The 21,681-nt window shown below is 35.7% G+C and carries 17 protein-coding genes and 1 pseudogene; 14 read left to right on the top strand and 4 right to left on the bottom strand.

The annotated features are described in order from the left end of the window. Window positions 1-16 precede the first annotated feature (16 nt). The 4 genes from FYJ53_RS19170 to bsh form a co-directional block, all read right to left on the bottom strand. Window positions 17-553 carry a ParB/RepB/Spo0J family partition protein gene (locus FYJ53_RS19170; RefSeq protein WP_013380156.1) on the bottom strand — a complete coding sequence of 179 codons (537 nt, stop codon included), beginning with the start codon at window positions 551-553 and terminating at the stop codon, window positions 17-19. Beyond that, on the bottom strand, window positions 546-1,880 hold the full coding sequence (locus FYJ53_RS19165; RefSeq protein WP_013380157.1) for a phosphoadenosine phosphosulfate reductase: 1,335 nt from the start codon (window positions 1,878-1,880) through the stop codon (window positions 546-548). Before FYJ53_RS19165 ends, FYJ53_RS19170 begins: the two co-directional genes overlap by 8 nt. A 401-nt stretch (window positions 1,881-2,281) precedes the next feature. Next, a complete protein-coding gene (locus FYJ53_RS19160) occupies window positions 2,282-3,484 on the bottom strand; it encodes a YSIRK-targeted surface antigen transcriptional regulator (protein ID WP_013380159.1) in 1,203 nt (400 codons plus the stop codon). A gap of 1,392 nt (window positions 3,485-4,876) precedes the next feature. Further along, window positions 4,877-5,854, bottom strand: a complete 978-nt coding sequence (gene bsh / locus FYJ53_RS19155) for a choloylglycine hydrolase (protein ID WP_154557671.1) — start codon at window positions 5,852-5,854, stop codon at window positions 4,877-4,879. A gap of 677 nt (window positions 5,855-6,531) precedes the next feature. On the opposite strand from bsh, the gene FYJ53_RS19150 reads away from it, so the two are divergent. The 14 genes and pseudogenes from FYJ53_RS19150 to FYJ53_RS19090 all read left to right on the top strand — a co-directional run bounded on the left by FYJ53_RS19150 (window position 6,532) and on the right by FYJ53_RS19090 (window position 21,488). Beyond that, the gene (locus FYJ53_RS19150) at window positions 6,532-9,009 is read left to right on the top strand and encodes a Rib/alpha-like domain-containing protein (RefSeq protein ID WP_154557670.1); all 2,478 of its coding nucleotides are present in this window, start codon (window positions 6,532-6,534) and stop codon (window positions 9,007-9,009) included. 393 nt (window positions 9,010-9,402) lie between these two features. Continuing rightward, window positions 9,403-10,005 carry a recombinase family protein gene (locus FYJ53_RS19145; protein ID WP_013380163.1) on the top strand — a complete coding sequence of 201 codons (603 nt, stop codon included), beginning with the start codon at window positions 9,403-9,405 and terminating at the stop codon, window positions 10,003-10,005. A 218-nt stretch (window positions 10,006-10,223) separates the two neighbouring features. Further along, the gene (locus FYJ53_RS19140; protein WP_013380164.1) at window positions 10,224-10,427 is read left to right on the top strand and encodes a helix-turn-helix domain-containing protein; all 204 of its coding nucleotides are present in this window, start codon (window positions 10,224-10,226) and stop codon (window positions 10,425-10,427) included. A gap of 6 nt (window positions 10,428-10,433) precedes the next feature. After that, a pseudogene (locus FYJ53_RS19135) lies at window positions 10,434-10,511 on the top strand. A gap of 686 nt (window positions 10,512-11,197) precedes the next feature. Continuing rightward, window positions 11,198-12,031: a ParA family protein gene (locus tag FYJ53_RS19130; RefSeq protein ID WP_013380165.1), complete on the top strand. Its 834-nt coding sequence runs from the start codon at window positions 11,198-11,200 to the stop codon at window positions 12,029-12,031. Between the two features lie 11 nt (window positions 12,032-12,042). Next, on the top strand, window positions 12,043-13,008 hold the full coding sequence (locus tag FYJ53_RS19125; protein WP_154557669.1) for a ParB/RepB/Spo0J family partition protein: 966 nt from the start codon (window positions 12,043-12,045) through the stop codon (window positions 13,006-13,008). A gap of 107 nt (window positions 13,009-13,115) precedes the next feature. Next, window positions 13,116-14,021 (top strand): hypothetical protein, encoded by a 906-nt coding sequence (locus FYJ53_RS19120; RefSeq protein ID WP_154557668.1) that lies wholly within the window; start codon window positions 13,116-13,118, stop codon window positions 14,019-14,021. A 147-nt stretch (window positions 14,022-14,168) separates the two neighbouring features. Then, entirely contained in the window at window positions 14,169-14,333 is a 165-nt protein-coding gene (locus FYJ53_RS19115; RefSeq protein ID WP_154557667.1) for a hypothetical protein, read from the top strand. 54 nt (window positions 14,334-14,387) lie between these two features. After that, the gene (locus FYJ53_RS21245; protein ID WP_195840279.1) at window positions 14,388-14,549 is read left to right on the top strand and encodes a DUF5348 domain-containing protein; all 162 of its coding nucleotides are present in this window, start codon (window positions 14,388-14,390) and stop codon (window positions 14,547-14,549) included. Between the two features lie 54 nt (window positions 14,550-14,603). Then, window positions 14,604-15,047 (top strand): hypothetical protein, encoded by a 444-nt coding sequence (locus FYJ53_RS19110; protein WP_052237439.1) that lies wholly within the window; start codon window positions 14,604-14,606, stop codon window positions 15,045-15,047. A 222-nt stretch (window positions 15,048-15,269) separates the two neighbouring features. Further along, window positions 15,270-15,551 carry a hypothetical protein gene (locus FYJ53_RS19105; RefSeq protein ID WP_154557666.1) on the top strand — a complete coding sequence of 94 codons (282 nt, stop codon included), beginning with the start codon at window positions 15,270-15,272 and terminating at the stop codon, window positions 15,549-15,551. A 114-nt stretch (window positions 15,552-15,665) separates the two neighbouring features. Further along, on the top strand, window positions 15,666-15,983 hold the full coding sequence (locus tag FYJ53_RS19100; protein ID WP_038352303.1) for a hypothetical protein: 318 nt from the start codon (window positions 15,666-15,668) through the stop codon (window positions 15,981-15,983). A gap of 242 nt (window positions 15,984-16,225) precedes the next feature. Further along, on the top strand, window positions 16,226-17,314 hold the full coding sequence (locus tag FYJ53_RS19095; protein WP_154557665.1) for a DUF3991 and TOPRIM domain-containing protein: 1,089 nt from the start codon (window positions 16,226-16,228) through the stop codon (window positions 17,312-17,314). A 250-nt stretch (window positions 17,315-17,564) separates the two neighbouring features. Then, window positions 17,565-21,488 carry a CAP domain-containing protein gene (locus FYJ53_RS19090; RefSeq protein ID WP_154557680.1) on the top strand — a complete coding sequence of 1,308 codons (3,924 nt, stop codon included), beginning with the start codon at window positions 17,565-17,567 and terminating at the stop codon, window positions 21,486-21,488. Window positions 21,489-21,681: the final 193 nt, after the last annotated feature.

Genomic DNA, 21,681 nt, shown 5'->3' with positions numbered 1-21,681 from the left:
ATTCACCCTTTTGGGATTAACTATCCATTAACAGTTCTTCCTCTTCCATGGGTTCCCAAGCTTGTCCAAAGTCAACCTCTTTAAATAAGGCGGCAACGCCTGTGATCTGTTTCAGACGAAGAATCTCGTCTTTCTCCATTCCCAAATGTTTAGCGATCCATGTGTCTGAACGTCCGAATTCGTGGAGTTCTTTCACGATATTGCTCATTAAATCTACATCATGACTTCCTCTAGCGCGGTTATGTCGAATCGTACTTGCAATCCTCTGATCAAGAGGTTTATCAATGACAGAAACAGGCAGCAGCCCATTCTCTCGTTCATAGATATCTGTATATTCTTTCATAATTCTATACCGATGAAAGCCATCGACGATGATATAAGAATCTTTTAGCTTGTCATAATAACAAACAATAGGCATTGTGTAGCCATCCGATTTAATACTATCATACAATAATTTCATCTCAGGCGGTGCAACAGCATTTGGGTTATAATCATTTGGTACAATTTTTTCTACTGGAACCGCTTGAATATTATATACAGGACTTTTACTCATTACCTAGTTCCTCCAAACTATTATATTTTTCCTTAAGATAATTTAGTTGCCTCTGTTGTTCTCGAGTCAATCCAAATCCCATGAATCGACAAATATGATCGTTTTTCAAAATACAAAAACACATCCGTTTCCAACTAGGGATATCTTTGGTTGACTTGATGTCGTCTGTATTATCTGGAATCTTGTCTAAGAAAATAATTCTTGAATTCTTAAAAATTGTATGATTAGAAATCCCATTCCTTTTGATTCGATAGCCATGTTCTTCCAACTCTTGGATGGTCTCTTCTTCAAGACCACCACCAACGGTATGCCAAAACGTAATAGATTTATTAAATTTCTTTATGTAGTTCTGACGTAACCGTGTTGGAAGTGTAGCAAGCAAAAATTGTGTATAAGATTTCCATGTATGACCTTCAGGAAGAGTAACTTTACGATATCCCATTGCTTTAGTCTTACCATAAATCATAGTAAAATTTGCGCCTTGAACTCTTCCTAATAGTTTTACCCACATCTGAAAATCGATTATTCGATAAAGATTAAGGGAATCTTTTGCATAATCTTGGAAAGGGGAAGCGACACGCATCTGAGAAACCGTTAGACCGGCTTTATAGTATAGATCATATAGCTTATTATAAGGGAAGTCAAAAAGATAATACGCATGCCAAATATCTTCAACTGACCAGTCATATAATGGTGATGCTGTCCAAACTTCTTTAAAATGTTTCGTAATCCAACATTTTTCTTTATAAGCATATTTCTTATTAATAAAACCGCTATATCGTTGCAACGATTCATCCGCACGAATTCCTAACAAACAAATTGTTTTTTTATGTCCATGTGTTCGTCGATACCAACGGCCAAATTGCTTAGCTAAGTCTTCTTGGTGCATTTTATAACGGTAAGTTGTTATAGGATTATGATCTAAATTGATGACATAATCATGTTGTGGCATCGGGCGCACCCAGCAGTCTTTTTTTGTATCGTCCCAAGGATACCAGTACATTTCATAACTACTTAAAGCAGTTCGTGTTGCCATAGGTAAACAAAGCCAGTATAACTCTACATTTACGCGTTTTTCTAAAGTATAAAAAGTTTCTTCTACATATTCTGTTGTCATGCTATACTGTGCTTCAAAATCCTGATGGAATACACCAATTGTTCGTAAAGGATAGTAACGATCTCGAAATTCTAAAAGAATATTCAACAATAAACCGCTATCTTTCCCCCCTGAAAAAGATATATAAATAGTATCGAACTCCTTAAATATAAAATGGAGGCGAGTTTGTAAGGCCTGATACACATTTTGTTGAAGATATTTTTTTCTCATAGCATGATTTACTTTACATTGACAATCACAATTGCATACGATATTTTATACATGTATAATGAGCTCGCTGTCACAGTACATTTATACCATAATTATATAAAAAAATACTTATTAGATTAATAATTATATAATCACACAGCTGGATTATTAAATTAATTTCAGCTCTTTTTTAGAGATATATATTATCTTTTCTTCGGATTGTTAAGTAAAGGTCGCTAGCTCCTTTCATAAAAAATACACTCATAACTTTTTTAAGGACAGAATCTAGGAAAATAAAAACCTAAAAATTATATAGTTCTGTCTTACTTATATAAAATAAGTTGTTCTATAGTATATCATAAGTAGATATAGATGTATAGTTTTAATGATGGTGATTGAATTCTAAAATTTAAAACTTTTTGCTAAATGATCTTTTCTTTATCAAGTAGATTGGTAGAAAATTGATAATCTTTAGGAGATACTCCTGTAAACTTTTTGAAAGTTTTATAAAAATGAGAATAGTCATAATAATCAAGAGTACCAGAAACTTCAAGAGGGGAGAGGCCAGATCGTAGTAATAATTTTGCTTCATTGATTTTTCGTTTATTTATGTACTCTATGACACTAAGTCCAATTTCTTTTTTGAATTTAGAGCGGAGAGTTGATTCGGATACAAAAAACTTGTTTGCAATATCTGATATTTTAATCGAACTATATAAATTAAGGCCAATAAACTGAATAACAGATTTTACAAAAGATGAGCAACTTCCACTTAAAAAATCGTGCATTATTTTAGTGAAATGTATAATTGCAGTATCCCTAACGTAAAGAACATCCATCAATTCTGTTATATTTTCCAGTTGTTTAATATAAAAATCACGAAGTCGATAAATATTGGTAATATCATGACCCAATTGAATTGATTGGGAAGAGAGCTTTTCTAAAATGATAATTGTATAATTTTTTTCTGTACGGATAAAATCTCCGCTAACATTGGGTATTATACTGTTACTTGTTTTGGCTAAATTTTCTTTTAAGCTTTTCAGATCTCCTTTTCTAACAAGATCCAATAATTGTGCTTCATAATAATATAAATAATTTTCTGCATTAAAAATACGATTAGTATAGTTATTAATAGTATTATTTTTGATTTTAATTTCATTTAAAGAAACTTGTTGATGTAGTTCTTTAGAATATGGACATTCATCATCTCCATTAAATATAAAGTTTAATAAAATAAGAATATCACGAATATCTCCTAAAGGAAAAACAGGTAGGTGATGTAAGTAACGAGATAAATGGTTTTCATAATTTTCGTCTCGAGTGATTGTTCGAATTTTTTTTAGTATATTATTTTCATCGAGATGGTTGGTTATGAATGGACCAAGTATTAGAATGATATCTTTGAAACAAAACTGTAAGAAAACTTCGTCAAATATTCCAGAAAATAAGTAAGGAGATTTCTTGCTATTAGGTTGAGTAAGATGCTTTTTGAAGTCATATGGAAGTATGTATACTTGGTTTGAAACATATAGATTTTTTAATAAAAACTTTTTATCAAAAACATGTATTGGGAGTTTAGATATTACGTGAATCGATTTTATGATCTTATAAAAATTATTCATTGGTATTTTCCTTTCCTTGTCTTTTAAAAAAGAATTGATATAATATAGCGTATTATTAGTATAAAAAAATTAAAATACTTTTCCAATAGTCATACAAAAAAGAAATATTATTTACATATATTTGTTGAAAATTACAGCGTAAATATTTTATATTATGATTAAAGTTATTGGATATACTGAATAAAATTTTTGTTTTTTTAAAGCATCTGATTATTTTATAAATTTTCAATAAATATTTTTAATATTCAAAATTTGTATGTGTAAAAAGAGAACGAAAAGAATATTACAGAAAAAATAGAAAGTAGATTAAAACAAATTTGTTTATGGTTTGTATAATAGCGATATCTTTTTATAAATTATCTAGTAGAGTAAACAAAAATTTTTATAAACAGGTTGAATCTTGGCAAATAGGATCAGATGTAAAGTAGATTATTATATTTTAGATGGTATAATTTATCCCTGAAAATGAGCTTTTATAGTAGTAGGAGTATTTATTGTTATTGAAAATATTTTTATAATTTTGTTAGAAATAAATTAATGAAGTACTGACCGTTGTTTATAAAAATGTAAAATAGCCATTTATGGATAAAATGACGGATAATAGCATTAAAAATCAATCAATAATGGACTATAGTACTGAAAAAAGATACATACAACAGGGTTAATCTACAAAAAATGGAAAAGGATAAATTAGATAATTACATTAGCTTAAAAAAATATCGATATATTGAAATTTTACACAGAAAAAAATATTGTTTTTTACATTTTCACACCTAAAATTACTTGCTTTGATGTTTTAATTAATATATTATTATCTCAGTAACAATATGAATGGCTCCAAAGCATGTTGTTACTAACAATCGGAGTTCGAGGTGCCCTCCTAACCTAAATTAATTCAATGTCACTGATCGACCATTTATTTCATCTGAAGTTTAGGTAGTATAGATAATAATAACGTTTAAAATTTGCGCCTCATCCTCTCATAAAACCCTCTCAATTTTATATATTGAGAGGGTTTTACATTGTAAGGAAAACCACCTTTTATGTAAGTAATATGGAGTTAAAGTAAAGTTTAATATCTATACCAAAAACCCAAATAGAAAGATGAAAGAACATATTGACCTGTTTACGGTTGAACCATTGAAATAAGAAAATGGAAAAATCTATTTTATAAACGGTTCATGCTTTTGGATTTTTTGATGAAACTTATTAAATGTCGAAATATTCTAAAAGTTATAATAATGTTAAGCGTTAAAATAAAATTTGAAAACTCTAAACAAATATAAAAGTTTTTTAAAATAGGTTCATACAATAGATGCTCAAATTGTTGATAGTTGATAAAAAACATAGAACTTCATTTTTTTAATATCGAATATAAAGGTAAAAATGTTATTATCTGTTTTGCATTTTTATATGCTGTCCACTAATTAACGGGTAAGAAATAAGAATTTGACTGTCAAGATTTTCATTATACAAATCAATCCCTGTTATTTGACTATTTTCATAAGTTTTATAGTAATAAATTCCCTTGTCTGTATTGCAACATGAACTGTAAATAGTGATTTCGTACGTATCTTTAGCCAGACGAACACATCCGCGTTCTTGATTGACTGAACCAAGTATGTGAAAAAACTGACTAATGCTTTCAGATTCAGAAGTTCCAGAAATTGAGTTTAGTTTAGTAAAGGCTGCTTTCACGAAACGAGATGATGAAGAAAGATCGCCTGGAAGGCCAATAGCACCCATACCACGACTATATATATCGAGGTCTAATTTACTTGAAAAACGATTTTCTGGAACTTCTTTGGTAATATTAATGTAATTATTAAGATTAAACATCTGAATATCAAAAGTAGGATTATTAGTCAAAATACCTATTGGATTATCATATATTTTTAAGCCTGCCTTTACTGATTCTACGGTTATAGATACTTCTTTGTCTGAAATAATCCAATGCAAAGGCGATAAAGGCAACTCTTTGCTAAAATCGATATTAATTAAATTAATTCGATCGAGCAAACTTTTTACCTCAGCAATAGTAGCGCATTGACCTAAAATCCATGGAATAAACTCAAAAGGTGCTATATTATCTATCCCTTCTACTTCTTGTTTATAATCTGCATTTCCAGGAAAATTTAGTCCAGCCATACTTAAGCCTTTTTCATTGGTGGCATCATAATACAATGGATAATTTTCAACAACAAAAGCCATACCAATCATAGCATAATGAGACTTCATGGGCTTCACTTTCCGAAAATTAAATTCATAATTTCGTGGCACAATCGTTACTTTTTGATTATAAGAAAATTCCAAATCAAGATTACGGCCAAAATAATGATCTTTTGTTACGTATGTTACTGCAGTACACATTTTAACACCTCCACAGTTTTTTATTTGCTTTTTTTATTTATACCAAAAAAAATATTTTTAAAACAGAGCATTAATCGTTATATGAAGTTTTTTCAATAAGAAAATTTTTAAAAGAATATACATACTAAAATATTTTTTGTGTTTAAAAAAATCAAAATAACAACTTAAAATTCTTAATTACTTGAGAAAAATATAAAAGACATATGACGTTTAATTTAACGAAATCTATTATACATTAAAGCAGGAAAATGCAATTGGCAAAAAATATAGTTGTTAAAGTAGGCGTTCCTTTTTTGAAGATATATCTAAGAGACAGTAGATTTATTTTTAATTAGAAAAAGAATAAATATGTATAAAATATATAAAAATATGTAAAAAACAGCTATAACTTCTAAATAGTATAGACTTATTATGAATTATGAACTATTTTATTTATAGTTTAAAGATAAAAAATAATATGTATTTTTAATGCGAAAAAAATTTATTTTTAAAAGGGAAAGGCTAAGGTGACTATAGAAAATCCATTTTTGTAAGTTTTTATTATTATATAAATTAAATATATGAAAATCTAGAATTAAATTTTTTTATATGTATCTAACTTTTAAAAAAAATTTTTTGAGGATATAAAATGCACTATCTTTAAACGATATTTTACAGTTAAAAGGAAATTGATTTTTATGAAGAATAACTCAATTTATAGAAAAAGAAGTTTACAGATACTGACCAAAAGAAGACAAAGATACGGTATAAGAAAACTGAGTATTGGCGTGTGCTCTGTATTACTGGGCATCACGCTAATGGTGCCGTCTTTGGGTACCGTCTATGCACAGGAAATCAGAGGACTGGATACTACAACACATTATACGGCAACCGGAATTGATAACGGGACCAACCTACGTTATAGCTCTACTGTTTTCAATAAAGTTGAGGATGACGGAAGTTTATCTATGATATTTACATATTGGTTTAATGGAAGCACAGGATGGGGGACAGACCCTGCGAACGAATATGCTGGGAAATATCTTTTGAGTTTTACTAACGATACCTTTTATAAACAAATCGATAAAGTTATTTTAGATGATATTAGTCTGGAAAAGCATAACGATGGCGCGATGTGGTCTCTGCCAGTTACAGAACTGCCTAACTATGCTTTGATAGGTTTTTCACGTGAACAGTCTGTTAAAATCACGCTGAAAAATGGACAGACATTGGAAAGTCTTAATTTACAGGATACTCCAATTGGATTTAATTCTGTTTTGACGACCAATAAAGGAGCTATAGCTTCAAACAGTATTTCTAATGGTTATATCTTGCAAAGTAATAATAAGAATAAGAATGAAAAGGAAACAGATTTTACAAAAGGTAAAGTGAATCAAAAAATTAAATTTAATGCTGATGATATGACCATTCGTTCTATACACATCTTCAAACCTGCTGAGAATTTCCTACAGACAGATTATAGCTGGGTTGTGTATGTGAAAGAACAGATACCACCAGAGTTGCTTCCATATATTGATACAGATAATATTAAAATATATTGCTCTGATTTGGACGGCGTAAAGATTAATGAAAACCATGAAGAATTCACGGTACCAATTAACGACCAAGGCTTAGTGGATACAAGTCAGGTTCCAGAACTAAGCATCATCGGGAATGATACAAAGGCGCAGTTAGATGCAGCAAGAAAGAATTTGGACCGAATCTTTTTTGGAACGCTTGGTCAAAGCCGTAACTATACGATTTCCTATAAACTAAAAGATAGCGTAACTCTTTCTGATTTTGCACATGCAGCTAATGAATATATTGAGAAAAATCAGCAATCCTTCTTATTTGATAGCTGGATGGAAGCAGACTATCTGAACACTAAACAAGGTATATCAACAAATGATAATGGAGATGATCCAAAGCAGTTGAATGATTCGTATGCAAATGCTTATCTGGATGCGAATGATACGGACAAAGATGGTCTATTTGATTTTGTTGAATGGAAGATTGGTACCGATACTACTAAGGTAGATACAGATGGTGATGGAGTACCTGATGGACAGGAATTTATGACAGATCAGACAGAACCAAACAACGCTGCCGATTATCTAGTATCAAAACCAACTACTACAACGACAACATTTGATTCCACTAAAAAGACAACGATTGAAGGAACTGTTCCAAAGCCATTGATTGCTGATCCAGCAGACCCGGCAAGACTGATCCAAACCACAAATGAAGATGCTGGAAATGTGATCGTCAAGCTTCAAGGCTATGATAAAGATACGAAAACATACACAACTGATGAATACGGTACAGTCAAGATTCCATATAAGGATCTGGTAGCCGGAAATTTCTTTTTGGATGTTAACGCAAACCTAGTGCCAGATGGTACAGAGGTTGTTCTGGTTGCATATAGTCCAAATGCAGACAATCCCGTTATGGGAGACCCATTTACATTCACTACACCAGATAAGGACAAATACGATGCTAAAGGTGGTACACTGAATCAGGACTACGGAAAGAAAGCGGAAGAGGCTGCAATTCTGGACAAAGTCACAGTAACAGAAACCAAGGATGGCCAAGAGGCTCCGGCACCAGCAGAGAAAGTGAAATCCAAAGCGATCAAAGGTGAGATTCCTACTCCTACTGCAGATGGTGCAGACCAGACCGTGACCGTGGAAGTAACCTACGCAGACGGAACCAAGGAAGATGCTACCGTAACGGTCAACTATGGCTTGGCAGCAGATGCATATAACCCATCAGGGCAAGCAATCACAGCCGACAAAGGAAGTCAGCCAAATGCAGAAGACGGAATCAAGAACAAAGACGATCTTCCAGAGGGAACAAGGTATGAGTGGAAGACCCCAGTGGATACGGATACAGCGGGAGAAACCACAGGAACGATCGTAGTGACATATCCAGATGGAAGCAAGGAAGAAGTAAATGTTAAAGTTATTGTAAAACAGTCAGAAGTTGCAGGTGATAATAACAAAAATATTGGCAATAAAGATACTATTAGTAAGGACGAAAATAAAAGTGTTAATTTTGGTCCAAACACAGGATACACGGGAAATGGTAGCTTACAAGTTGCTGGGTTACTTAGCTCCATTGGTGCATTATTAGGATTAAGTTTTGCAAGAAAGCGAAAGAAAGAAAATAAACACTGAATATTCTCATTTGTATTACGCAGAAGTTAGAAAAATAATTATATAAATAAGATTTTTGCATACTTGCATCTGAAATAGTAAATATAAAACAGCTTCGAAATCTTGGATAACTACAAAGATAGAATATCAAGATTTTTAAAGCTGTTTTTATTTTATATCTTTTTATAGATTTTTGTATTTAGCTATAATTTAATGAAAATTTGTGTAACACTATATAATTATTTTATTTTGAAGGTAAGAATATTATAAAAAGTCCCAAATTCCTTTTCTTATATAGCTTTTGAGAGATTCAGTCACGTGAGCGTAGAATTTAATAAAGGAAAAAAATAGCATATAATGAACACGTACATATAGAGTGCAAATAAACATTCTTAGTCAAAAGGGGGATTTATTATGACTCAAAAATATGGTTACATACGTGTTTCATCTAAAGATCAGAATCTTTGGCGGCAAATTGATGCAATGACAGCGCAGGGGATTTGTGAAGAAAATATCTTTACAGATAAAATTACAGGTGGGACATTTGTACGGCCTGGATATGAAGCACTACTAAAAATAATTAAAAAAGAAGATATTCTATTTATTCATGGAATCGACCGATTGGGCAGAAATTATGACGAAATTATAGAAAATTGGCATGTAATTAATCGAAAAATTGAAGCTGATATTGTCGTTTTAGATATGCCATTACTGGATACCAGAGTAAATAAAAATGGTTTGACGGGGAAATTTCTGTCCGATATTGTATTACAGATTTTATCATATTTTGCACAATTAGAAAAAGAAAAAATTAATCAACGACAGAGAGAAGGAATTGCAGCAGCAAAAAAAAGAGGCGTTAAATTCGGAAGACCTAAAAAGAAAATTGACATGAAATATTTCCAGCAGATCACTTCTGACTGGAGGAGTAAGAAGATCACATGCGAAGAAGCCACAGAAATGCTGGATATAAGCCGTGCCCACTTTTATAAAATAGTGAAAATGTATAACCTGTAAGAAAAAATAGGCGTCTAAAAAATTATAATTTTTTAGACGCCTATTTTTTTTGTTTTATAACAAACCCTTTTGATTTTGTTTACTACTTTTTTGTATTTATTATTTTCTTTATGACCATATTATAACAATTGTTATAAAAATTGTCAAGGGTTTTATTTCTAAAAATGTATACGTTTAAAGATAAGCGCTCTATATGTATGACTGCTAAATGAGGTGACATGATGACGATTGGTGAAATTATTAGAACTGCCAGAGAAGAAAAAAACCTAAATCAGAGCCAGCTGGCGGCAAAAGCCGGCATTTCACAGGCAACGGTGAACTACCTGGAAACAGGTAAACGTAATCCTGGATTTACAACAATTGTGAAAATCGCAAAAGTTTTAGATCTGAATTTAGAAGACTTAACAGAATCAATGAATTAATTGCGTGGCAAGTTAAGTCAATGGCAGACGCTTTGTAGATTTTTCTAGCTATAAAGAATGGGAGTTCAAATCTCCCACTTGCCAAAACATATATAAATTGGTCTTATGAAATTTAATAAGAAAGTTTTTGAGAAACGCTCCTGCATGTGGCGTTGGTTCGAGCCAACTGCACAGCATTAGATTTGCTTTATTTTATCGATGAATCTAGATGGTGAAAAATCTTTCGGATGAAGGACGGGGAAAAGATTTATGTGGAAAACATTGTAACCACAACAGCGCAATAGGGATATATAGCCTGGCTAAAGGAATGGGTTCTGAATTTAGCCAGAGAGTTGCCAATGGACACTCTTGAAGCTCAAGCAATATGTTGAAGTAAATAATCATGGTAAATCCTTCAATAAGTCATTATTGAGCAAATAAGCGAAGACACATAACGGAGTAGAACTTGGTGTCCATATAGAAGGGGCAGCACATCAATGGCGTGACGTAGAGCAAAGCTTGGCGGTGAAGCAAGGTGTGTGGGTAAATCTCCAGGGCGGTGGAATGAGCCGCGTTCAAAAACTAACCATGTTATATTCCTGGCGTATTGTTTTGTTATCGAGTTTGTGATCTCATAGCAGTAATCAAATATAAAGCAGCAATACTTACGTCATTTTTATTTTTTATGGTGATTCTTTGGAAGAAAATAATTGAACCGGTTCGATACCGGAAATCACCACCAATAACACTCGGGAGGGAGTGTATTTTTTTTTACAAAGGAGAAGATTAGAATGAAAACAAAAGTAATTGCGGTGGCAAACGAAAAGGGCGGCGTCGGGAAGACAACGACAGCCATAAACCTTACCTATGAGTTACAGCAAAGAGGAAGAAAGGTTCTTTTAATCGACAATGATCCGCAATCAAATATGACGCGGCATTGTGGTACGAACCCACACAGTAAGGATCATATCACGTTGACAAATTTGATCGAAAACATGATTAACTATGTTACTGGCGTTGATAATGGTGTGTCTTATGAAGATATACTGCCGCCTGCAGAAGAAGTGGTTATTTTCAAAAATGGCTTTGAATATATAGCGGCGAATGTGGTTTTGGAAGTAGCTGAGCGAGCCCTTTACGTTACGCCCAATACAGAGCAAATTCTTGATGAAATAGTAAAACAATATGGCAAAGGTTATGATTATGTCATTATTGATTGTAGACCGACACTTTCTAAGTTAACTTTAAATGCATTTGTAGCAGCAGACTCCGTCATTATACCAATCGAGTCTGAGCCATATGCGGTTGATGGCCTTAACACGCTATTAAAGAACATAGAGATTATAAAAAGGGGTTTCGGCCATGGTGGTCTTAACCCAAAATTAGAAATTGAAGGAATACTTTTTACAATGTATAAAGGGCGATTGCGCCTGACTCAGGATTTAGAAAAACAGGTAAAAAACAGATTTGGGGAAGATTTAAATGTGTTTAAAACAATGATCCCAACATCTGTTAAAGCACCTGAATCTGTACTTGCAAAGGCGGCTGTCCGAGCTTATGACAAGAAGAACCCGGTAGGGCTTGCTTATCAACAATTAGCAGAAGAAATTGATTCAAACTACTAAGAGGTGTTTGTATGGATGAAAAATTTGATTTTGATATGTCAGAATTTTTGGGAGCAACAAAACCCGATAATACATATATAGCAGGTTATAATAAAGATAAAACAACCAGAGACGAGATTGACATATCTTTATTAGTTCCTTCACCCTTTCATCCAATACCATTATATGGTGAGGAGAAAGAGAAGGAGATGGTTGAAAGCATTAAAGCTTTTGGTGTGCTTCAGCCAATTCTCATCAGAGAGTCAAAAATTCAAATTGGTAAATATGAGATTTTAAATGGCAGAAATAGAGTACATTGTTCAGAGCTTGCTGGAAAGACAACGATCCCGTACATTCTGGAAGAATACTCAGATGCTGATGCGCAGTACGTCACTTTGGATGCCATCATTCAACAGAGGGGCTTTAACGACTTGAAGTTTTCTGAACGAGCTGAGATTGTTCATTTACTGGTTGAAGAAGTAAAGAAAGAAAACCTCAGTGAAAAAATACAGCAAAGCTTATCATCGGATGATGAAGAAGAATCGGGAGTGTTTCATGGTATCTCAGAACGGACACGACGTCGATACTTACAGTTATACAAATGCTGCGAGGAAATAAAAGGCGAAGTAGATGATAAAAAAATGGCCATGAAGGTAGCTTTAAATTTATCGGTACTCTCTCTGGAAGATCAGAAATTTGTCATGCAAATGAGCCGGGAATATAAAAAGCCAATTGATGAAAAAATCTCTAAAATACTTAAAGATAAAATGGAAAAAAGAGAGCTGAATGAAGAGATGATTCGAGAAGTTTTCGAAGGCAAGAAGCGAAACAACAGAAATGCTTCATTTAGTGTAAAACTGCCAAAGGAAATAAAGAATGAGTATTTTAACGAAAAAAAGCCAAAGGAAATACAAGAAATTATTGAAAAAGCATTGAAAGTATATTTTGCAAATATGAGTGAGTATGATGATGAAATGGATGAAATAACATCGGGCTGACAAGCCCTTTTTTGTTTTCCGGAAAAGCGGTCACGTGACCGAAAGTCTTGAAATCCGCTTGTAGTCTGGTCTAGAGCCATGTTGAGAAAATCCTTATGGAGGGACGAATGGATGTAAATTATGAAATTGCTGAAGAAGTAGCAGCATTGGAACTGGATGATGAAAATGAAGAAAAATTTTTAACAGAAGAACAGACTGAAGAATTGTACGAGATGATCTTCAGTGAAGAGCATGGTCTTTTTGATGGTGTTGATCCAGCGCTTGAGGAGTTGTTGAAAGATTTCTTTGCAGAAATTGCAAGGGAACAAGGGCACGAAGAAATTAAAGACCAGTGGGAAAAAATCAAAGCTGAAAAAAATGAAAAAGTCTTGCTTGAGCTTCAGGCAGCGCAAAAGAAAATAGATGCGCTAGAACAACGGTTAAGTGAGAGAAATAGCGAGATCGAAAATCTGCAAAATGAGATGGTAAAAAAAAGTCAGATCATTGCAGTTAGTCAGACTCGAAACTTAGAAGATGAACGCCGTAAATTGTCGGAACAATATAATCAAGAAATTGCAAAAATACAGCAACAGTATGAGACGGAAATTCATGAAATGAACTCTAAATTAAAAGAAAAGGAAAACGAACTTTTTAAAATAAAAGAAAAACAAATTAATTTAGAGAAAGAGAATGAAATCAGAGATGCGTTTATGTATGCCGATAAGACAGAAATTGAAGCTGGAATTCGTGAGGCTTTAGTGGGCGAAAAAGAAGTCAGCCTAGAAGCTTATGCGAAAAGACTCAATGAACAAAGTGAAAGTATTAAAATGGTAGCACAGACAATTCACGATTTGGTGGATCGTGCCTGTAGCAGTGAAGAAAGAATTAAGCAGGAGGTAATTAAAGCAGCCCAAATGTTTTTTGAAATAAAATTATACCCGAAATTAAAAAGCGAACTGATCGAAGAGTTGAATGGACAAAAGGGATCAATTGATAAAAATACGGTAACCGAAAAGTTATCTGTACAAAAATAAAGTTGTAAAATCTTGTTAGGAGAAATAAGAAAATGAAAATCGCCAAAGTATTGAAAAAATACAACGAGAAATTAGAAGAATTGTATCGTGAAGAGAGGGCAATACTTGAGCCTCTTTTTAAAAAAGAATAAAAAAAAGGATTAAAGCATGAAAACAGGTTATGTCATTGAATATAGTGTAAAAAAGGGATTTTTTGAAGAACTTGGAGATCAAAAAAAAGCGTTTTGTTCACAGGCAACTTTAGTGTACCTACTCAGCTCCAGACCTTCATATACAGTTTGGTCAGCCCGCTGGACTACAGATGAAGATTAACAATCCCAACGAAAAAATAGAATTTTTAGAAATAAAATAATTGAGAAGATTAAGATGAAAGAAGGAACTTTTGTATATAGTCCACGATCAGAACGGATGGACATTCGCTTCGGAATGGAGGAATATTACGGAGGTTTGCATTGCGGAGAATTTAATTTCTTAGTGTGGTTGATCGCAACCGCCATTTTGTTTTATCTAGTGCGAGATATGTTATAAATAGAATATATATTACATGCTTAAGTTAAAAAATTGAAAATGAAGGACAGTAAAATGGAAAACAATATAGATATGGCTATCAATAAAGAAGCCCACATTTACAAAGCAAAAAGAAAAGTAGGTAGTGGGTGGATTATGGGATTTCCTTTGATCATAGATAATGAATGGTACATTCGTAGTGAAAATGATTTTAGGAATTACAAGATTGATGTTAAAACGCTTTGCCGCTGCACAGTAAAGCGTAATGTCAAAAATGAATTGATTTTCGAGCATGATTATATAGAAAGTATGGGTACCAGCCTAGTTATGGAAATATGTTATGGTGAATACCAGGCGTACTGTCCGGTAGATGATATATGGCTACCAACAATTGGCTTTTACGCGAAAGCTGAGAATTATAAAGATATGCCAATAGGCGATCTGCCAGAGTATGCGCTTAGATTGTACAATAGATTCGATAAAAAAGGAGAAGAAAATGAAAATTCAGAACAATTTTAGAAGCATTGAAAACCGAGCATGGGTTTATTTTATCGGCAAAGCCTACCAACCCTCGTAAGAGGGATGGGCAAGATACGCCATTGTCGGACATTTTGGTTTCACCAAAACGTCCAACAATCGCAATCTTGTTTTTCCGTTTGTTCCAAACAGAAAAAATTGAAAGGGGCAAGCCCCTTAGACCCCAAAACCCCAAAAATCTAACAATATCCTAAGGAGAAAAAAATGACAAAAATCAAAGAAAGTTATGAGGAAGAATTAACCACTGTGTTATCTGCCATGCTTGGTTGCGAAGCGGATGATGTAATGGATCTTTTCAAATCAAAAGACTGTGATCTTATAGAATTGGCAGCACAGGCTGTATCAGAAAATGCATCAGCCTCAAGGGATTATGAAGTGAGCCTTGAGAATCTTAAAAAAGAAATTAATGATCAGGAAGAATGGAGAGAAACATTTGAATCAGAGGGATACATCGGCTCTAACGAGATAGATGAAGATGGGCGGTAAAATGTAGAATACACTGCCGGTCACGTGACCGGAAGTCGTGCATCCCGCTATTTGAGTAGGTTTGAGCCGGTTTAAAAAAATGCTTAATGTTTAAATGATTATGGAGGTATCATTATGAAATACAAGAATATGGCCCTGAAAGAAGCTCAACTGAATGAGAAGGAAGCCTACCTTAAACAGTGGGAAGCAGAACTTAATAAAAGAGAAGAAGGGCTTAATTATCGACACAATGAACTACAAAAAACGGCTGATTTTTTAAGTGTAAGGATCGAAAAATTTAATGAACAGTTAGGAAAAGCACAAAAATCTTATATGGCAAAACGACAGCAGTTATCCGCATGGGAAAGTAAATTAAAAATAATAGAAAGGAATATTGGCATTCCGGACTATGAAACAAATAACGTTCATGGATATATACCCACAGAACGATAAATGCTCAAAAATAAGAAAAGTATCCAGCAATGCTTTTTTTCTTGATGAAAATAAAAACATATCCTATGCGTCTAAATGCAATGATTGCAGGTTTGACTGTAAACAGAGTTATCGTGCTAAGATAATCTGTTGCCCTAAATATAGAAGTAAAAATAAAATCTAAAAAAATAGCCTTTTCTGGCACTAAATTTTATCACTCAGTTGAGTGATTTTTTTATTGTCTAAATACAGGAGGAAGATCAATGCGGTATCAAGAGAAAGTTCAAATAGCGAACACAATGTCAATTTTTGAATATTGTCAGTTAATTGGCTTTGAGCTCAAGAAAGTCGGCAGTGATTATAAGCATCCAGACCCGCAAGGGGATTGGAACGGTCTTAATGTTACTTTGGACGGTTGGGGTTGGAAAAACTTCTCGCCGGACAGTGTTGCATTTGACCGTGGCGGCCCGATTCTCTTTGTCCGTTGGCTGCATGAAGTTCAAACTGGTGAAGCCTATGATCAAGTAGAAGCTATCAATGAAATGGTAAAACTCAAAGGTTATGACTTGTCCGAAGAAATTTCAAAAAAGGATTATCAAGCATTGATCCGCCAAAATATAGGCAATACGAAAAAGAGATGGGAAAACAAGGAAAGCAGAATAAATCAAAAGAAAGAATTTAAACTGCCTCCCAAAAGCAATACCTACAATCGGCTTTTTGCTTATTTAACAAAGAAAAGAATGCTGGATAAAGCTTTTGTTCAAAAGTTCGTAGATCACCATGTTCTTTATGAAAGTGGTGATTTTCACAATTGTGTGTTTCTTTACAAAAATTTCAATCAGGAAATCGTTGGTGCATCCTTGCGAGGAACCTATGACCGTGATGGAAAGAAATTCCAGAAATGTATTGGGGATGATGAAAAATATGGTTTTGAAATAAAAGGAATAAACGACCGGATGCGAATCTTTGAATCGCCTATTGATCTTCTCAGCAGAATGACCATATTTAAAACATTTGCACCACATCGACTTAAAACAGCGCTAGAAGATACATGGTTTAGTATGAACGGATTAAAACATGAGAAAGTTTTTCATTATCTGGAAAATCATCCGGAAATCAATGTTGTTGTATTATCCGTTGATAATGATCCACCAGATAGATTTGGAAAAAGAAGAGGGCCTGATTTTTGTATTAAATTCAAGGAACTGATCGAAGAAAAATATCCTGGAAGATATGAACTAAAAATAGATACTCCAAAATACACAAAGGATTGGAATGAAGATTTAGTTTATATGAAAACCCAAAGCTTATCAATACATACACAAAATATAGAATGTGCGGCTGAGAGATAATAACCGGTCACGTGACCGAAAGTCTTGAAAGCCCCATAAATAAAGACATAGAAGCATATTAAAAAAATGGCTAAGGTCTATTTAATCATAGAAAGGGGGGATGAAAATTGTAAAAATAGCGTAAGAGAGATGTTTCAAAAAGAGCATATTTATGTTGACTATGTAACAAAATGAGCGTAAAATATAACTATGATTTTACGCGAGAATTCAAAAATTAACGATTTAAATTCAAGAAAGAAGGAAATAAAAAATGAAGAACAATAATGAAGTATCAAGCGTAATCAAATCAGCAAAGAAAGTAGCTATCGGAGCAGGCGTTGTTAGTGGCGTGGCAGCATTCTCAGTATTGTCAGGTGGGCAAGTATTAGCAGAAGAATTACCCGCAGATCAGGCAAACCTGGAAATGGTCGTAACCGAAGAGACACAGCAGGAAGTTAATAACGTATCAAACGAAGAGCTGGCAGCAGCTAATGAGGTCATTGCCAACAGCGTTGAAGACACTAACGTTGAAGCAGAGACGTCCGATTTGGCAGACACACAAACAGAAGCGTCCGCCTATGATGAAGACTATTCTTGTTCAGAAGAACCAGAATATGAAGAAGACACCTCTTATGCGGAAGATGCCGGATACGGGGAAGAGGATTCATACACTGAGGACACTGGTTTTGAAGATGAATTGATTGAGGACAGCAATGCTTCAGCAGACGAAGAAATCGTAGATGATACGATGGAAACACCGGATACAGACATCAATACCGATCAGTCCATTGAGAATGATCTCGCAAACGATCTGGTGCAGCCACCAGTAGATGCGTCCACCGATAAAACAATTCAGGATGAAAACAGCACAGATAAAGACACAAGTGATCTGGACGCAGACAAAACCGATGGTGAACAAATTCAGGATGAAAAAACAGATGCCGAAGTAAAGGAGGATGATAAAACTCCAACGGTAACTGAGGACAATAAAGTTAAAGACGAGATCAAAAATAAAGAGGAAAAGGAACAAGGAAATATGATAGTAGATTCAAATGTACAGAACACAACTGTACAGGACGCCCAAGTTCAGGCAGCCCAGAATACGCAGCAGTTCATGGAAGACGCAATGCAGACGGCCCAGAACTATGGCCAGAGTTTAACCCAGAAAGATATTGTGGATCTGTATAACAAGTACGTGTCCCCATATCATGACGCATCGAAGGAAGGCGACCTGTTTGCAATGATTGAAGAAACCTATAATGCAGAGGGCACCTTGTCGCAGCAGAGCCAGGAAGCCGCATTGGGACTCATTAACTTTTTCCGTGCGCTTTGTGGACTCGGTGAAGTGACGATTTCTCAAGACGATAATAAATATGCCCAGGCCGGTTCCGACTATCTGGCAGACACAAACTTTGAAAGCGGTAACCCACATAACGCGGCTGATGGCAGTGGAAACGAGGACGCGATCAAAGGGCTGCACTCGTCCAATATTTCCATGGGCAGCCATGGTTACAGCATTTACGATCTGTTACTCATGCAGTTTGGTGACGATGATGATCAAAATGGGACTTCCCTCGGTCACCGCAGATGGTTACTCGATCCCGATTTGAAGACTGTGGGCTTTGGAGCAGCCAAAGGAAGCAGCTGGAAGTATTTTGTGCTGACCTACACGGCAGTTGACAATCCAGACCGGGAAAATGTCGCATTCCCTAATAACGGTTTTTTCCCCATTGAAGCGTTGATCAGCAGTTCAACCATGTACGGTGCACCTTTCAACGTATCTCTGGGAACAGATTATAAAGTCACCAGCCCAAGCGGTATGAAAGTGACCATCACAAAAGATGATGGCACGACCACTGAATTTAATTATGTCAGCTCAAGCTCCAATCCGGATTTTCATGATAACTGGTGGACAGTCAACACGGGTGGTTATGGCAGCGGCTCCGCCATTATCATCAACCCGTCCTACAGCTGGTTAGGCGATTATCAAACCCTTGCCGGTCATTCATTCACTGTCACCATTACTGGACTAACCGATAAAGATGGCAACCCGGCCACCATCACCTACACCATCAACTTCTTCTCATTACAGCAGGCCATCAAAGACCAGGCAGCGGATCGGGAAGCCGCACAGAAGGTGACGGATCAGATTAACGGGATTAAACCAACAGATGAGCTTACCTATAAAGATTATGATCCTGTAAAAGCAATTGAATCGGCCTACAATGGTTTGACCGCATCTCAGAAGGATTATGTTTCTCAGAACAGCGTCCAGAAGCTCACTGAAGCTGTTCAGAAAGTCACAGAACTGAAAGCGAATCATGAAGCCGATCAGAAAGCAGCAGACGCAGTAAAAGCCGCCATCAACCAGATACCTGCAGACGTTACACTGGACGCCGAAGACAGTGTTACCTCAGCTCGAGAAAAATACGATCAGCTGACACAGGATCAGAAAAATTTGGTCGATAACTACCAGAAGCTGACCGATGCGGAATCAACCATCGAAGCATTGAAGAAAGAACAGGCAGAAAATCAGGCCGCGGCACAGAAGGTAACCGACCTGATCAATGCTCTGCCGGATACCATTACCTTGGAAAATAAAGCAGCGGTTGAAGAAGCAAGAGCCGCCTATGATGCACTAAACGATAAGGCAGAAGCCATGGTCAGCAGCCAGACCGTAAGTAAGCTGACCTCAGCAGAATCAAAAATTGCTCAGCTCGAAAAAGAAGCCAATGACCTGAAAGAAGCGTCCAAAGTGATCAATCAGATCAATGCCCTGCCAGGCGTTAATGACATTGAGCTTGAGGATGAAGCTGAAATCGTAGCTGCCAGAGCCGCTTATGCCGGTTTAACGGATGATCAGAAAGCCATCGTTGAAAAAGAAGGCGCAGTGAAGACCCTTGCCAATGCGGAAAAGAAACTGGCCGAAGTCAAGCTTCAGCATATGCAGGACGAAGAAGCGGTTAAAACCGTCACTGAGGCGATCAATGCATTACCGGGTACGGACGCGTTAGAGCTGAACGATGAAGCAGCTGTCAACGACGCGGCGAATCTCTACAACGCCATGACCGACACTCAGAAGGATATGATGGATCTGGCCGTTGTTCAGAAATTGGAAGATGCAAAAACCCAGATGGCCAAACTCATTGAACAACACAAGATTGATGTTGAAGCCGCAAAAACGGTCACTGATCAGATCAACAGCTTACCTTCAATTGTAGATCGTGATGCGGAAACAGCGGTGACAGAAGCCAGCGAAGCCTATAACGGATTAACCGATACCCAGAAAGCATTAGTCGATCCAGCTGCCGTTAACAAACTGGAAGCTGCGGTTAAGGTGATTGACAATATTCATGCCGCAGACGCGGTTACTGATCAGATTGAAGCGTTACCCTCGGTCGATGATTTAACCTTAGAAAACCGAGAGGCTGTGAAAGCTGCTGTTAATGCCTATAATGCCCTGACCGACGAACAGAAACAGTACATGGATGCTAATACCAAGGCAGCTCTTGACAGCCTGGTACACCAGATTGATGTGCTTGACGTTGAAAATGTGACGAATATCATCAATGGCCTCAAGGATCTTGATGATCTGACACTGGAAGACAAAGAAGCCGTACAGCGGGCATCCGATGCCTTCGACGCACTTTCTCCTGAAGCGAAAGCGATGATGGACAAAGAGGTTTATGATAAACTGGATCAGGCCGAAGATAAAATCACCGATCTGGAAGATGAACAAGCAGCTGATCAGGTTGAAACAGTGGTCGGCGCGCTGAAAAATCCGGGTGAACTCACGCTGGATGATAAAGGTGCAGTCTATGCAGCCAGAGACATGTACAATGCCTTAAATGACAACGCAAAATCCAAAGTTGATCCTGCTATGGTACAAAAGTTAGCCGAACTGGTGAAACAGATGGATCAATTAGTTGCCGATAATGAAGCCGCACAAAATCCAGGACAAGATGGAAATGGCGGAACCGGTAATGTGAATGATGGCAGCAACGGTGGAGCTGGTGGTTCGACAACCGGCACTGGCACCGTCGTTGATCAGAACGGTACGGATAATGGTACAAACGGTCCGAATACCGGGATCAGCCAGACGAGCAGCACTGGATTAATCGCCAGCATTCTCGCATTGTTCGGAATTGGCGGTGCTGGTTTATTCGCCAGAAGAAAACGTAAAGCCAGCAAATAAAAAGCAGAAATGGACAAAAACTTGAAAAAGGCGCATTGCGCCTTTTTTCATTTTTTGCGTTGAAGTGATTTGATATTTCAAAATATAATAAATCTAGGTACCTGAAACAGAATTTTTAATATAAACAATCCGTTTCAAGAGTGGCTTCTTATTATAAAGGTTTGATCTATGCTAAGTTAATGTTGGAAGGTGA

The sequence above is a fragment of the Eubacterium sp. BL-380-WT-2B genome, from assembly GCF_009696115.1.
In the GTDB taxonomy this organism is placed as follows: domain Bacteria; phylum Bacillota; class Clostridia; order Eubacteriales; family Eubacteriaceae; genus Eubacterium; species Eubacterium callanderi.
Note: the sequence above shows the minus strand (reverse complement) of the source record. Positions and strands in the feature narration are given on the sequence as shown.